This window comes from Amycolatopsis iheyensis (assembly GCF_024703995.1).
Taxonomy (GTDB): domain Bacteria; phylum Actinomycetota; class Actinomycetes; order Mycobacteriales; family Pseudonocardiaceae; genus Amycolatopsis; species Amycolatopsis iheyensis.
This window is the reverse complement of sequence record NZ_JAMXQV010000060.1, coordinates 1-13,009: the sequence shown is the minus strand read 5'-3', so window position 1 is coordinate 13,009 and position 13,009 is coordinate 1. Positions and strand designations below refer to the sequence as shown.

14 protein-coding genes and 2 pseudogenes are annotated in these 13,009 nt (G+C 69.4%); 8 read left to right on the top strand and 8 right to left on the bottom strand.

The window, feature by feature from the left end; genetic code table 11:
• On the bottom strand, nt 1-858 hold an 858-nt coding region (locus tag M8542_RS49535; protein ID WP_257927415.1), incomplete at its 3' end, for a ferritin-like domain-containing protein.
• 383 nt (nt 859-1,241) lie between these two features.
• Here M8542_RS49535 and M8542_RS49530 point away from each other — a divergent pair.
• From M8542_RS49530 to M8542_RS49520, 3 genes are all read left to right on the top strand, one after another.
• A complete protein-coding gene (locus M8542_RS49530) occupies nt 1,242-2,147 on the top strand; it encodes a hypothetical protein (RefSeq protein WP_257927414.1) in 906 nt (301 codons plus the stop codon).
• Between the two features lie 56 nt (nt 2,148-2,203).
• Nucleotides 2,204-3,946, top strand: coding sequence for an autotransporter outer membrane beta-barrel domain-containing protein (locus M8542_RS49525; protein ID WP_257927413.1), 1,743 nt, complete (start codon nt 2,204-2,206; stop codon nt 3,944-3,946).
• Between the two features lie 173 nt (nt 3,947-4,119).
• Nucleotides 4,120-5,088: a YeeE/YedE thiosulfate transporter family protein gene (locus M8542_RS49520; protein WP_257927412.1), complete on the top strand. Its 969-nt coding sequence runs from the start codon at nt 4,120-4,122 to the stop codon at nt 5,086-5,088.
• A 176-nt stretch (nt 5,089-5,264) separates the two neighbouring features.
• Here the strand turns inward: M8542_RS49520 and M8542_RS49515 are convergent, their stop codons facing one another.
• Both M8542_RS49515 and M8542_RS49510 read right to left on the bottom strand, forming a co-directional pair.
• Nucleotides 5,265-5,438 (bottom strand): hypothetical protein, encoded by a 174-nt coding sequence (locus M8542_RS49515; protein ID WP_257927411.1) that lies wholly within the window; start codon nt 5,436-5,438, stop codon nt 5,265-5,267.
• Between the two features lie 92 nt (nt 5,439-5,530).
• On the bottom strand, nt 5,531-5,806 hold the full coding sequence (locus M8542_RS49510; RefSeq protein WP_257927410.1) for a DUF6355 family natural product biosynthesis protein: 276 nt from the start codon (nt 5,804-5,806) through the stop codon (nt 5,531-5,533).
• A 1,015-nt stretch (nt 5,807-6,821) separates the two neighbouring features.
• On the opposite strand from M8542_RS49510, the gene M8542_RS49505 reads away from it, so the two are divergent.
• Nucleotides 6,822-7,133 carry a hypothetical protein gene (locus M8542_RS49505; protein ID WP_257927409.1) on the top strand — a complete coding sequence of 104 codons (312 nt, stop codon included), beginning with the start codon at nt 6,822-6,824 and terminating at the stop codon, nt 7,131-7,133.
• 141 nt (nt 7,134-7,274) lie between these two features.
• The gene (locus M8542_RS49500) at nt 7,275-7,601 is read left to right on the top strand and encodes a hypothetical protein (RefSeq protein ID WP_257927408.1); all 327 of its coding nucleotides are present in this window, start codon (nt 7,275-7,277) and stop codon (nt 7,599-7,601) included.
• A gap of 232 nt (nt 7,602-7,833) precedes the next feature.
• Here M8542_RS49500 and M8542_RS49495 read toward each other — a convergent pair whose 3' ends face one another.
• The 4 genes and pseudogenes from M8542_RS49495 to M8542_RS49480 form a co-directional block, all read right to left on the bottom strand.
• On the bottom strand, nt 7,834-8,925 hold the full coding sequence (locus M8542_RS49495; RefSeq protein WP_257927407.1) for an ANTAR domain-containing protein: 1,092 nt from the start codon (nt 8,923-8,925) through the stop codon (nt 7,834-7,836).
• 198 nt (nt 8,926-9,123) lie between these two features.
• On the bottom strand, nt 9,124-9,303 hold the full coding sequence (locus M8542_RS49490; RefSeq protein WP_257927406.1) for a hypothetical protein: 180 nt from the start codon (nt 9,301-9,303) through the stop codon (nt 9,124-9,126).
• A gap of 237 nt (nt 9,304-9,540) precedes the next feature.
• Nucleotides 9,541-10,580: pseudogene (locus M8542_RS49485) on the bottom strand (NAD-dependent epimerase/dehydratase family protein).
• A gap of 366 nt (nt 10,581-10,946) precedes the next feature.
• The gene (locus M8542_RS49480; RefSeq protein WP_257927405.1) at nt 10,947-11,231 is read right to left on the bottom strand and encodes a hypothetical protein; all 285 of its coding nucleotides are present in this window, start codon (nt 11,229-11,231) and stop codon (nt 10,947-10,949) included.
• Between the two features lie 42 nt (nt 11,232-11,273).
• On the opposite strand from M8542_RS49480, the pseudogene M8542_RS49475 reads away from it, so the two are divergent.
• The 3 genes and pseudogenes from M8542_RS49475 (at nt 11,274) to M8542_RS50750 (ending at nt 12,124) form a co-directional block, all read left to right on the top strand.
• A pseudogene (locus M8542_RS49475) lies at nt 11,274-11,743 on the top strand (aldehyde dehydrogenase family protein).
• Nucleotides 11,716-11,973 carry a hypothetical protein gene (locus tag M8542_RS49470; protein WP_257927404.1) on the top strand — a complete coding sequence of 86 codons (258 nt, stop codon included), beginning with the start codon at nt 11,716-11,718 and terminating at the stop codon, nt 11,971-11,973. The pseudogene M8542_RS49475 and the gene M8542_RS49470 overlap by 28 nt, the downstream one beginning before the upstream one ends.
• 43 nt (nt 11,974-12,016) lie before the next feature.
• A complete protein-coding gene (locus tag M8542_RS50750) occupies nt 12,017-12,124 on the top strand; it encodes a universal stress protein (protein ID WP_372508820.1) in 108 nt (35 codons plus the stop codon).
• A 166-nt stretch (nt 12,125-12,290) separates the two neighbouring features.
• On the opposite strand, the gene M8542_RS49465 is transcribed toward M8542_RS50750, so the two are convergent.
• Complete coding sequence (locus M8542_RS49465; RefSeq protein WP_257927403.1) at nt 12,291-12,794, bottom strand: hypothetical protein; 504 nt, start codon at nt 12,792-12,794, stop codon at nt 12,291-12,293.
• Nucleotides 12,795-13,009 lie beyond the last annotated feature (215 nt).

Genomic DNA, 13,009 nt, shown 5'->3' with positions numbered 1-13,009 from the left:
TGAGCGGCTGTAGGCGATGCCGTTCGCGTCGGTGGGCACGATGTTCGCCTGGCCATGGCTGTCGATGACGCCCTGGTCGTCGTCGGTGGGGCCGTCGAGGCTGTCGCGGGCGTTGGACAGCTTGACGGTGGCTTTGCCGTCACCGCGCTGGTACAGCGCGGAGCGGATGTTGCCGGCGTGGTAGGCCTCCACGGCGAGAATCCCGGCGGCGGCTTCCAGGTAGGTCTTGTTGCTGATCAGCGGGGCGGCGCCCTTGTAGGCGGTGACGCCGACGTCTTCGAACAGGAACGCGGCGAGCAGGAAGTTCTCTTCGCAGGCGAACGCGTCGAAGCTGTGGCCGGGTTTGACCAGGCCGGCGGCTTGTGCGGCGGCGGTGAAGCTGGACTGCAGGTCGATCGCCGGACGGCTGACCGCGGCCGAGCCCAAAGCGGAGCGCAGGAACTGGACGTGTGCCTTCTCGTCGGAGGCGATCTCCTGGGCGTACTGGCGCGCGGCGCGCGTCTCGAACCGCACCGCCCGGCCACCGGTGACGCCGCCGCGGGTGCCGGTACCGGTGGTCATCGAATCGGCCAGACCCCGGCCGGTGGTCGCGTGGAGGTAGAACTCGGCTTCGAGGTATTCGAGGTTGAGGGCGAAGTTGAGGACCGCGCCGTCACTGACCTCGGCGGAGGCGGCGGCCGCTGCTTCCGTGGGGCGGGCGGTCGCGGCGGACGCGGTCCCGGCGGTGAGGCCGCCGAGGGCTCCGGCGCCGACGACGCCGAGGCCGGTCATGCCGGCGGCTTTGAGGAAGCGGCGGCGGTCCTGGTCGTTCTCGGCGCTCCGGGTGATCATCGAAGCGGCAAAGCGCTTGCCAAACACGGACGAATCTCCTCCCCGCCCGCGCGTGCAGTGCGGGCGTAACCCGCCGCCAGGCTCCCGGCGCCGGGATGGATCCTTCGTGGACACTGCGCGTTCGAAGCCGACCGCCGAGCGGATGGGTCGATTCCCCGGTGGAGTTGTGAAGCCTGGTCAACGGGTTGAGCCACTCCGGCCACCGCGAGCACTTGCCCGGGTGATCTCCGTGAACGACGGAGTGGTTTTCGGCGGTGATGATGAGAAAAGCGGCGAGTTTACCCGCTACTCAGAGGTAATAAACCCTTTCGGGTAAAGAGAAAAAGATCGTTTGTTCGCCCATCCGAGGGGGATCCCGGCCTCGAATCAGCACTGACGGTGAAGTCCAGACTCGAAGGGGGGTGAGATGGATGGATACTTCCCTGACGGATGACACGCCGGTGGGGCACCCGCTGGTAATTCGGGTGCTTGTGGTGGCTGGTGCGTTGTTCGGATTCACCCTGCTGGCCATGGCCATGTCGGGGGCCGCGAACGCTTCCGAAGGTTCGCCGCCGCCGCCGGATCGGCCCGGCTTGCTCGGCGGCGTCGGGAGCACCACGCACGACGTGCTCAAGCCCGCAGAGCGGGCGCTCAAGCCGGTCACGGGCACGGTGCACGCGGTGACGACGCGGGTGGCTCCGGTGGTGAAGCCGGTGACGACCGGGCTGGCGCCCGTGGTCGCGCCGGTGACCCGGCCGGTGCTGCGGGCGGCGGAGCCGGTGCTGTCGGCCGTGTGGCCGGTCACCGCACCCGTTGTGCACGCGCTGTCTCCGGTGACCTCGCCGGTTCTGCACGCCACGGCCCCGTTGACCGCGCCGGTGGTGCGGGCGGTCGGGGCCGAGCACCTGGTTCCGGCGGTGACCGGGCGTTCGGACGTCGTTCAGCCGGCGAAACCGACGCCGCGCGGAGACTCCGGTGCTGCGCCGGTGGTCGCCGCGTCTGCCGGACCGAGCGGTCCGGTGGTCATCGAGCGGGCTGACTCGCAGCGTCAACACGACGGTCAGGCCGTTGTCCGGCCGGTGGCCGGGCATTCCGGTTCGGCGGAGGTCGGCGTTGCCGGTCCGATGTCGGGATCCGGTGGCGGCGGTATGCCCGCCGACCTTTCCGGCGTGAGCGGGGCGATGTCGGCCGGATCCGGTGCTCAGCACGGCAGTGAGTACGCCGTGACCGAGTCCGGTTCGGGCATGCCGGGCACGGACCGCACGTGGCGGGCACCGCCGGGTGGCCCGCCGTCGCTGCACTGGCTGGTCTATTACGGAAACGACCATCCCAGCTGACGAACCCTTTCCATCCTCAAAATCCACAATGGACAGAGAGTACGGAAAGGGAAGTCATGCACAAGTACGTGCGACGCGGCCTGACCGCCGCGTTCATCTCCGGTGGGTTCGTCCTGCTGGGATCAGCGGTGGCCAGTGCGGACACCGGCAACTCGGGCCCGCTGGGCGGGCTCGGTGACACGCTGCATTCCGTCGTCTCCGGCACCGCCACCGGCGGCAACGGCGGCGACTCGGGCACCGGCGGGAACGCGAACAGCAGCAACAACGCTGTCAGCGGGAACTCCGGCAACTCGGGCAACTCCGGTTCCACCGGGCACAACAGCGCCTACGGCGTCTGCGTGCTCGCGAAGTGCAACACCTCGGTGTCCTCGGGCAACTCCGGGAACACGGGCGCGACCGGCTCGACCGGGAACGCCTCGAACACCAGCACCACCACCGGCGGCCACTCCGGGAGTGCCGGCAACGGCGGCTCCGCGACCACGGCTGCGTCCGGTGAGAACAAGGCCGGTTCGCACTCGTCGCGCGGCGGGATCCTCGGTGTCCTCGGCTCCGTGACCGGAACCGCGAAGGGCGGCAACGGTGGCAACTCCGGCGACGCCGGAAACGCCACCAGCTCCAACTCCGCGGTGACGGGGAACTCGGGCAACTCCGGGAACTCCGGCTCCACCGGTGGCAACAGCGCCTACGGATTGTGCGTGCTGGCGCGCTGCGACACCTCGGTGACCTCGGGTGACTCCGGGAACACCGGCGCCACCGGCTCGACCGGTGACGCGACCAACACCAGCACCACCACCGGCGGCAACTCCGGCAACGCGGGCAACGGTGGCGACGCCACCACGGTCGCGTCCGGGCAGAACTCCGCTACGAACAACGGTGGGCACGGCTGGGGCTGGAACCGCCACAACCAGGACGGCAGCACCACGGGCGTCCTGGGGTCGGTCACCGGCACCGCCACCGGCGGCAACGGGGGCAACTCCGGCGACGCCGGAAACGCCACCAGCCACAACAACGCGGTGACCGGGAACTCCGGCAACTCGGGTGACTCCGGTTCCACCGGCGGCAACACCGCCATCGTGTGGACGCTCGGCGGCCAGAACAACGGTCGCGGGAACCACGGCTGCGGCTGCTACCACGGTGGCGGTTGGAACAACGGTGGTGGCTGGGACAACGGCGGTGGCACGAAGTCGAGCACCACGGTGACCTCGGGCAACTCGGGTAACACCGGCGCCACCGGCTCGACCGGCGACGCGTGGAACACCAGCAGCACCACCGGCGGGAACTCGGGCTGGGCGGGCAACGGTGGCGACGCCACCGTCGTGTCCACCGGCCAGAACTCCGCCACGAACAGCGGTGGGCACGCCTGGGGCTGGAACCGGCACGAGCAGGGCGGCCGCACCGGCGTCCTGGGTGTCGTGACCGGCACCGCCAAGGGCGGCAACGGCGGCAACTCCGGCGACGCCGGGAACGCCACCAGCCACAACAACGCAGTGAGCGGCAAGTCCGGCAATTCGGGTGACTCGGGCTCGACCGGCGGCAACACCGCCGTCTCCTCGACCCGCGGGCACGAGCAGCAGGGCCGTCACCACCACGGTGGCTGGAACCACGAGAACGGCACGAAGTCGGCCACCACGGTGACCTCGGGCAACTCGGGTGGCACGGGCACCACCGGCTCGACCGGCGACGCCTGGAACCACAGCTCCACCACCGGCGGGAACTCCGGCTGGGCGGGCAACGGCGGCGACGCCGACGTCCTGGCCTCGGGCTGGAACACTCTCGCGCACACCCCGCACACCGTCTGACGGTCAGCGGAAGCACCAGGGCGGGGCACCGGATTCCGGTGCCCCGCCTTCTGCGTGCCCGGCCGAGGAAACACCGCCTCACCCGGATGGCGACCGATCTGGGACTGACCGGGCCACGAACGACCGGTGAAGGTGTCCGGGCTGAAGGACGACACACAGGAGGCACGCAGTTCGTGACCATCATCGCGATCGTCGCCGGCGCGCTCGCCGGTGTCGGGATGGGCTATGTGCTGCAGCGCGCCCAGCTGTGCTTCCGCGCCACGTTCTCCGGTGTTCTCCAGCGGCGGTTCCTGCTGGCGCGTGGCTGGCTGCTGGGTGTCGCGATCAGCTCGGTGGGCCTGTCGGCGCTGTTCTCGACCCCGCTCGGCGACGGTCTGAACCAGGGGCTGCCCTTCGCGCCGGTCGCCGACGTGGTGGGCGGCGCGGTGATCGGTGTGGGGATGGCGGTCGCCGGGACGTGTGTGTCGGGACTGTTCTTCAAGCTCGGCTCGGGCATGCTCGGCTGCCTCACCGGAATCGGCGGCTGGGCGGTCGGTGAACTCGTCGCCCGGCACGTGGTGCTGCCGGGTCCGATCCTCTTGCCGGGGGGCTCCGGAGCCACGTTCCCGGCTGTGCTGGGCGTACCGCGGCCGGCGTTCGCCCTCGCGTTCCTGGCCCTCGTGGCCGGTGTGCTGTGGATGTGGCGCAGCTCGGACCGCCCGCGACCACGGCACTGGGACTGGCCGATCACCGGAGTCGCGCTCGGCGCGGTGACGATCGCGGGCTGGGTGCTCGCCGGCGCGGCCGGTGCGGACTTCGGCCCCAGCACGGTCGGTGCGGTCGCCGCCTTCGCCGTCGGCGAGCCGAACTGGTGGCTGACGGCGTTCCTCCTGGGCATCGTCGCGGGTGGCGCGCTGGCGGCCCGGGTGACCGGGGACTTCCAGGTGCGTGGTGAACCGCGCGTCCGCTATCTGCGGCTCGTTGCCGGCGGGTTTCTCCTCGGCGCGGGCGGGTGGCTGGCCGGCGGCTGCAACCTCGGCCACGGTCTGTCGGGCGTCGCGCAGCTCAACGTCGCGTCCTGGGTCGTCGTGGCCGCCATCCTCGGCGGCCTCGCGGCCGCACGAGGTGTGCGCGCCGTGATCGTCGGCTCAGCGCACGCCTGAGCACGGACACATCCTTCCGCACAAACCGTCAACTATCTCTTGGGACCACACAGGACATCCCAGCCGAGGTCAGGCCGATCGCCGGCAGCCGGGTCCTCGGCCCGGATCTTGGCGTCGGCTGAGCGGGCTGGTGCCGCCCTTGGTCAACGTCTGCCCCGCCGCGGTGATCGCCTGTTTCAGCGGTGTGCTGCGAGCAGCGCGGCCGCGCCGTTGCGACGTTCGTCGACGGTGTGGACCAGGATCGACAGGATTGGCTGGCGCTGCCGCGGGCTTGTCCTCCTTCCGGTCAACGCTCGAACCGGGGTCAGGCATTCGCGGTAGTTGATCCGCGCGACCGTCGTCTCGATCATCTGGCCGTCCGCGGCGCGGACGAACGTTCGCGCAGACAGTCGACAAGCAGATCGCGGATCGGCCGGCAAGCCAGCCCTGAACGGTGCGCCGTTCAGCAGCCGCCGATCTCCTTCGCGCCGCGGGTACGTGAGGAGCCGCTGTCGAGCAAGTTGTCTCCGGGCAGCGTGCAGTAGTCGCGGTCGGGGTACAGGATGACGTCGACGCGGATCTTGACGTTGGTGGATCGGCAGTTGTACCAGAACGCGAACGGCGCTTGTTCGCGGTAGCCGCACGGAACAGCGGCTGTGGCCGCTGACGAGGGGGCAGCCGCCAGCGCCGCAGGTGCCCCGGTCAGCAGGGACCCGGCCGCCACTGCGGCAGTCGCCATGCCGAGGACAAGATGCCGTGCGCGACGCCGTGGTGCTGTTCGCGGGCCGCTGGGCTGGTGCGGAGTTGTGGTCATCAGAACTCTTCTCCCTCGAGTGGGCGAAAGCCGGTACCGGAAACACAGCTCGGCCGGCCGCTCATGTCCTCCACGCGCGAGCACCAACCGTGGTTTAGCGCCTCCCGCCTTTGTCTCAGCGAGTGCTCGCCCCGGTCGATGGCCGGCCGGCACTCGCGGGGTCACGGATGCCGGATGTGGCGAGGTCTGTGCTCGCGGTCGCATTGGTCGAGTTCGTAGTGTGACGTGGCCGAGCAGTCCGTCGTCGGTGGCGACCAGGTCTCCGACTCGGGCGCCGGCTCCGGCCAGGTTGAAGGTTCCGTCGGTGTTCGGTATCGCCGTGATCTCACCTATGACGGGGTCCGCGGTGCCCGCGATCAGGGCGGCGTTGCGCTGCTCGCCGCGAGTTCCGAGCAAGAGCCGGGTGTTGAAGGTCGCGGCCTGTGGTGGGAGGGATGCGGTGGCCAGCCCATCGAGGAGAGGGCTGGCCGGCTCGTCCGGATCCTGGTCGACGACGCTGCTGACGAACCGGGCGTCGGCGATTCCCGGGGCGGTAAGCGCGACGGCCAGGCCGGCCGGCGCAGGTCCGGGTACGTCACCGGCCGCAGACCGGCTCGCGACGAATCCGTAGGCTCGCGCACTGGTGTCTCTCTCGCCGAGAGTTACCTAGCTCGAAGAGCCGCCGGTGGCCCAGATTGCTTCACCAGCTCAAGCGGGCACTGCGAACGACGACACAGGTCCTCGTCGCGGTCGCTGCTCAGCACCAGTGCACACCGGAGCGGCTCCGGTTCGACCACTTGCATGAGAGAACTACGCCAACTGGGTGGTACGGCGAGGTGGTTATCAACCCCTTCAGCCCTTCACGGGTTACTGATTCGCGCATGTAGCGGAGGGAGCCTCTTCGCGGAGCGCCCCTGCGCCAAGCGAGCGCGGGGTCAGGATTTCAGCGAAGGGAACCATCATGATGAAGACACTCGCCAGGGTGCTGGCGGTGACGGCGTTCGCGGGTGCCGTCGCAGTGACCGGCGCCGGTGCGGCATCAGCGAGTACGGACGCCGGCCCGGTGTGCCCGGGGCTGTCCGGCGGCGTCGGCTCCTCGTACACCACGGTCACCTGCACCAGCGGCCCTGGAACGACGTACGCCGTCTACATCGAGTGCACGAACGGGAAGGCGTACGCCGGGCCGTTCGTCCGGTACAACCCGGGACTGTGGTCGGAGCGTGACTGCCCGACCGGCTTCAAGGTCACGCGATGGGGCGTGCTGACCAGCTGAACCGCCGGCCCAAGCTGAGCAAGGAACGGGTGGTTGCCTGCGGACTGCGCAGCCCGCAGGCAACCACCCGCTCGAACGGCTCGCCGGATTGATTCGGCCGGCCGTCCCATCCAAGCTTTCGAAAACAGAATAGGAGAAACAATGAAAGAGCGAATCGCCTTGGTGGTGGCAGCGTTTGTTGTTGCACTGGGTGTCAGCGTCGGAACAGCTGGGCCCGCCTCGGCTTACTCATGCGAGGTCTACCCGGGATCCGGGAGTCCGGACTACGTCATCGGCCGGTGCACCGGCGGTCTTCCCGGCTTCTTCCGAATGTTGGGACGCTGCCTGATCCCGGGCGGCGGAAGTTACGTGATCGTGGGCAACTGGCAATCCGGCGATGCCGGTGACCACAACGGCATTTCAATCGCATACTGCCGATCGAATGCAGATGCGATCGGCAGCGTCTGGTATGAGACCAAGCTTGCTTGACACGAAAGCTCGGCGAAATGCGTGCGCCGACGGTGTCCCGCCGGACAGTAATCAGGAGCGTTGTTTCTCCCGCAGGAGCTGCGGCAGATGACGCTACCCCTCATGGCGCTGAGCCTGCCGCTCCATGACGAACTGACGATCGCCACGGTGCTCGACTTCATGCTCGCCGGCGACATCGCCGCGGCGCGCTCGCGAATCTGCGGACGCGAGTGCCGTCGCGATCATCGGCGGTTCAGTCGCGCAGGTGGCGGGACACGATCTCCCGTGCCACCAAAGCCAGTGACCGGCCGGAGGTGAAGGCCTTCGCGCGCAGGCTGGCGAGGGCCTGGTCGCCGGTCAGGTTGTCTCGGGCCGACAGCATCCCGACTGCGATGTTGATGTCGTCGTGGGCACCGGCGCCGCTGATCTGCTCGAGCAACTCGGACTCGGCGTCGGCCAGGAGCACGGCTGTGGCAATCCCGGCCAGGTCCCATGCGTCGGCCAGTCCCGCCGGCGGGGTTCCAGCGCTTCGGCAGTAGAGGGTCATCGTGCCGAGCGGAACGGTCGCGACGAGCGGGAAGGAGAAGACCGCACCGATTCCGCGGTCGAGCGCTGCGTCGACGAAACCCGGCCACTCCCATCCGTGCCCGGCCAGCTCGGGAATGGCGCTTGGCCGGCCGGTCGTGAAAGCGACGACGGAGGGCCCTTCCCCAGTCGTGTACTGGAGCTCCTCGGCCCGGTGTCCCCATTCGCAGGTGGCCGCGACTTCGTGTTGCGTAAGACCATCGCCGCGGATCGTGATGACCACCGCGTCGACGCCCGGCACGGTGCGCAGCGTCGCTTGCGCCACGGCCGCCGCGCAGCCGACGGAAGGGTCGGCACGCCGAGCGGCGTGCACGACGCGGTGCCAAAGTGCGTCGTGTCGGCTCGCCGGCGGTGGAGTCTCGGTGGACTGTGGCGCTCGGCAGCCGGCGGCTCGTCGGCGATCCGCGGCTGCTGCCGCGCGATGGCCGGCAGCTTGTGCCCGACAGGTGGAGCCGCGGCCGAGACCCAGTTCTGCTACGCGTTCGAACACGCAGGCAGCACTGTCATGCGCTGCGGCGGAGCGAAGGCGGCTTAGCCGCAGGCTTTTGAGGGCGGTGGCAGCGCGTTCGTCTATGACTTTCGCGTCTTGAACAGCCTTCACCTTGTCAACACGGCTTCTACGGTTTCGCTGCCGGATCGCCAGCTCACGCCGACGGTTTTGCAGCTGGCGAACGCGGTCACCTGCAGCCCGCGCACGCGACCGTGCCCGTTCCGCGCCCGCCTGTGCCGCGGTCGTCACCGTAGCGGTCATCTTGTCCATCGCCCTCACCTGGATCGAGCCACAGGAGATTCGAGTCCATGGTTTCACCACCTCGGCTCTCTCGCATCGCGCCGGCCACGCCAGGCAGTTCGGCCGGGATCGTCATGGCGCGCTGATCGTGGAATCTGTTCTGGACCACGCTGTCGAGCGCAACAGAGGTAATCGTTGCCCCGCTTCGTGCAGGCGTGTCCCGTGTCGTCAGGCGGCGCGCCGGAAGGCGGCAATTTGCGGCCGCGGGCGGCAGACCGTGCAGACCAAGGTTCTCCCGAGCAGGGTTCCGTCAGGGGACAGGATCCGCCCGATGTGCAGGGCGTGCTGGCCACACATCGCGCACGGGATGGGCTTGCTGCGGTGGCTGATTTCGATCCGATCCGGCATGGGGCAGCCCTCCTTGGGCGTTGATCGCGGATCGGCTACCCCACCAACCACGAGACACGCTTGTCGTGGTGCACTACACCCGAATGGCCTAGCGCGCGTCGCGATGCGACGACGTTCTTTGCGCACTCGGGCTTCCACAGCGTCCCAGTGGAGGGCAATGAGGCCGCGCCGGACTCGGCGACTTCGGCTATCGAGGTAACGCGGGCGAGCGCCAGCTCAGCGGCCTGGTCACCGGCATCAGGGCCGGCGGCCGACGCCGGTGGCGAACTCGTGCGCCCGCTGGTCGTCCGGTGCGAGGGGAGCCGTCCCGCCGCCTGCGCCGGAGCGAAGCCCGATGAAGAACTCGTTCAAGGTGTACGCGGCGTCGTGACGCGGTTGCCAGCCCAGCTCGGCTTCGGCCCGGGCGGTGCTCATCATCGGGAGCCGCGGGACCGCGTCGAACAGCCCGGGCGTCGCGGGCACGGCGTGCGGCCGCCAAAGCGGTGGCGAGAGCCGCCCGGACCGCGCCCACGGGCACCGGCACCGTCCGCGCGCCGAGCAGGCCGGCGACGAACCGGGCCGGTGGCGACGTTGAACGCACCGGTGACCGGTCGGAGCGTCGCCCGGCGAACGGCGTCGGCGAGATCCGCGCTGTGGACCACCTGGACGTGCATGCCGGGCAGGTCCGGGACGGCCGGGATCAGCCCCGGCCGCAGCAGGCGGCCCGTGACGAGGGGGCCACCGAACAGGCGGCGCTGCTCGGACGCGGCAGCGCGCTGGAACACGAAGCCCGGCCGGATCCGCACCACGGTGACGCCGGGGTGCCGGTGCTCGAACGCGTCGAGACGCCGCTCCAGGTACGCCTTCTCTCGCGTGTAAGCGGCACCTGGCCAGCCGTGGGTGGGCCACTCCTCCGCGACGGGTGTGTCACTTTGCCGAGGTGAGTACGCGACGACAGAGGACGAGTAGACGATCTTCCGCACCCTGGCTGCGGCGGCTGCCTCGAACAGCCGGATCGAGCCGAGCACGTTGGCGCGCCACGTCCGCTCGGGGCGTCGGGTGGGCTGGAACAGCCAGGCCAGGTGCACGACCGTGGCGGCGTCGCGCAGCAGCGGTGCGAGGTCGTCTGTTTCGACGTCGGCCGGCACGGGCCGCGTCGTCGGTGTGTTCACCGGGACGGCTCGGCGCGCGAGGCCGACGATCTCTTCGACCTGGGGGTCGGCCTCGAGCGCAGCCACCACCGCGGTTCCGATGTTGCCGGTCGCGCCGGTGACCACGATCCGTTTCGCGTCCGTCATGTCCGGACGGTTACCCCGGCGCTGGGCGGTGAACCGGCTTGGCACCGCACCTTCGGGCTGTGTTCCCCGGCCTGACCACGGTCTACGACCGATTGACCTCCGGCCTCGCGCTGGCCCGCACCGCTCGTGGCGCCCACGGCTACCCGCGTGACCTACCTGGTGCTGTGACTGTACGGACTGCTCATCGACCACGACTCGGCCGCCAACTTCGTGCCGGTCAACACACCGCAGCGGCCAGGGTTTCGCCGCAGCACGCTCAACCCAACAGCAGGTGCGGATGCGGCCGGCTGGTCACTCGGGCGAGGGCACCCGACCACTTCTTCTCGTCTGCGCGACATTCCCTGTCGTGTGGTGCCGCCGGCTGCGTCACCGCACAGCGAACCGGGGCGGTTCCCGCTCTTCGAGGCTCAACGTGCGGCCGTCGACGACGTCGGCGGTGGCTTGATCGACGAAGACCCGCGCCGCGGTGTCCTCGTCGACGAAGACCGTGTCGATCTCCGTCGCCGAGGGGGAGACCGACACGGTCACCATCGGCTGCTCCGGACTCGAGCCGGCCAGCGCCTGCACCCGCAATCCGCCTTCCGGCGCTGCCCCTTCACTCGCTACGAGATCGACGATTGCGCGGGCCGCGGCCGGCTCGATGGTCAGCATGGCGCCTGTCCGCTCGCCGTCGGCACTGGACCGGATTCCCGGATGCGGTTGGTGCCCCGGCCTTTCGTCCCGCACGCGATTACCATGGTGCGCTCCTCACAAGGTTTCTCTGCGGTTACCCGCGTCCTGGGTGGTTACACTTATGCTCTGCCTGCGTTCGACGTTCCGTCGGTGATCAACGAGAGCCAGGCCGATCACAGCACCGAGATCGTCGACCGGTCCGTGCGGGCGGGGGTGACGATCGCCGCCGGTGGCACCCGCGACGGCCTTTTCCTGCGCCCCACGGTCCTCACCGGCGTCACGCCCGACAGGCCGGTGTTCACCGAAGAGACCTTCGGCCGATCGCCGTAGTCACCACCTTCGACACCGATGACGAGGCGATCGAGCTGGCGAACGGGACGCCGTACGGTCTCGTCGCGGGTGTCCACGCGGGCTTCGCCGAGCGGGCCATCGAGGTCGGTCGGGGGACCGGCTGCGTGCCGGGATGGTGCGCGTCAACGACCAGACGGTGAACGACGGAGCCGCGGCTCCGTTCGGCGGCATCTTCGAGTCGGACGGTGTCAGACGGTTCGGTGCGACGGTGAACGTCGAGGAGTCTTGGCGCTGGCCCGTGATCGTGCTCTCGGCCGACTGGGGACTGCTCGGAGTCACGGTCATGGTGCCGGCGCATCGTTTCCGGAACACAGCACCGGCGAAACAGCAGTCGACGGACGTCGTGATGTTGAAGGAAGCGCAACTTTGAACCGGCGAGCAACGCTCTTGGTGACCGGTCTGGTGGTGCGGCACTGTTCGTGGTCGGCAAGCACACCCACGGCAAGCTCGTACGGCTGGTGCTCCGTTCAGTCGGCGACAGGGCGGCTAGGCACTCGCACTGCCCCGTCGCGATCATCTGACGACGAGCCGAAGAAGGACGTGCCGGCCAGGTCTGCGCGAGCCGGCCTTGGCCTTCGGCGGCAGTCAGGACCGCGTCCATCCCCGTGGCCCGCAGTGCTCGCCGCACGATCCTTGGGTCAGCCCACAGTCCGCGATCGGCAGAGGACGCGATCAGCCTCGAGCCGGTCAGTTCTGGGCGCTTCGGAACCACTCCCACGTGGCCGCGGTCGCGAGCCCGTACGCCAGATGCGGGACCAGATCCGAGAGCCAGGAGTCGGTTGTCCATTTTCGTGGATCGGTGACTCCGAGCAACGCCATCGGAGCGGTGGTCCCGACGTTGGCCAGCAACCCCGAGCCGGCGCCCAGCACGACCAGCGGCAGCCGGCCGAAGTGCGGGCGTACCATTCCGTAGAGCGCGCCCACCCCTACGCCGGCCGCGATGCCCATCAGCGCACCCAGTCCCGAGCGGCGGTTGTCCGCGCTGTCGCCGTCGCCGAGCTTCACACCCATGAGTTGCTGCGTACGCTTTACGGTCTCTTCCGGCGTCGAGCTGGACGGGCGCGCCCGTATGGCCATGTCGAGGTAGGTGACGGCATTCAGGGCTGTGGTGCCGGCCGCGCCGGCCGCGATTCCCGCAAGAAGGTTCTTGTTCATCAGCGTGGTGTTCCCGGTTGCCGCCAAGGTACGCATCGAACGTGGCTGAGACGGGCCGATCCGACGAGCCGTGCCATCATCCGCTCGTTCGCCGTGGACGACGCACGTGGTTTGCGCTGCCTAGCCGGGGGGTGTCCCTATCTGGTTGTCAAGCCGCTGTGGTGGCCGGTTCGGGTTGGCGGTAGTGGGTGCCGTTGCGAAGCATGGCGTAGAGGACGTCGCAGCGGCGGCGAGCCAGGCAGATCAGGGCG

Coding starts and splice junctions, on each gene's coding strand:
- M8542_RS49480 (WP_257927405.1), bottom strand. CDS start 11,231: ATGCTGACCATCGAGCCGGCCGCGGCCCGCGCAATCGTCGATCTCGTA.
- M8542_RS49465 (WP_257927403.1), bottom strand. CDS start 12,794: ATGCGTACCTTGGCGGCAACCGGGAACACCACGCTGATGAACAAGAAC.
- M8542_RS49500 (WP_257927408.1), top strand. CDS start 7,275: ATGAAAGAGCGAATCGCCTTGGTGGTGGCAGCGTTTGTTGTTGCACTG.
- M8542_RS49510 (WP_257927410.1), bottom strand. CDS start 5,806: ATGGCGACTGCCGCAGTGGCGGCCGGGTCCCTGCTGACCGGGGCACCT.
- M8542_RS49490 (WP_257927406.1), bottom strand. CDS start 9,303: ATGCCGGATCGGATCGAAATCAGCCACCGCAGCAAGCCCATCCCGTGC.
- M8542_RS49515 (WP_257927411.1), bottom strand. CDS start 5,438: ATGATCGAGACGACGGTCGCGCGGATCAACTACCGCGAATGCCTGACC.
- M8542_RS49525 (WP_257927413.1), top strand. CDS start 2,204: ATGCACAAGTACGTGCGACGCGGCCTGACCGCCGCGTTCATCTCCGGT.
- M8542_RS49470 (WP_257927404.1), top strand. CDS start 11,716: ATGGTGCGCGTCAACGACCAGACGGTGAACGACGGAGCCGCGGCTCCG.
- M8542_RS49530 (WP_257927414.1), top strand. CDS start 1,242: ATGGATACTTCCCTGACGGATGACACGCCGGTGGGGCACCCGCTGGTA.
- M8542_RS49505 (WP_257927409.1), top strand. CDS start 6,822: ATGATGAAGACACTCGCCAGGGTGCTGGCGGTGACGGCGTTCGCGGGT.
- M8542_RS49495 (WP_257927407.1), bottom strand. CDS start 8,925: ATGGACAAGATGACCGCTACGGTGACGACCGCGGCACAGGCGGGCGCG.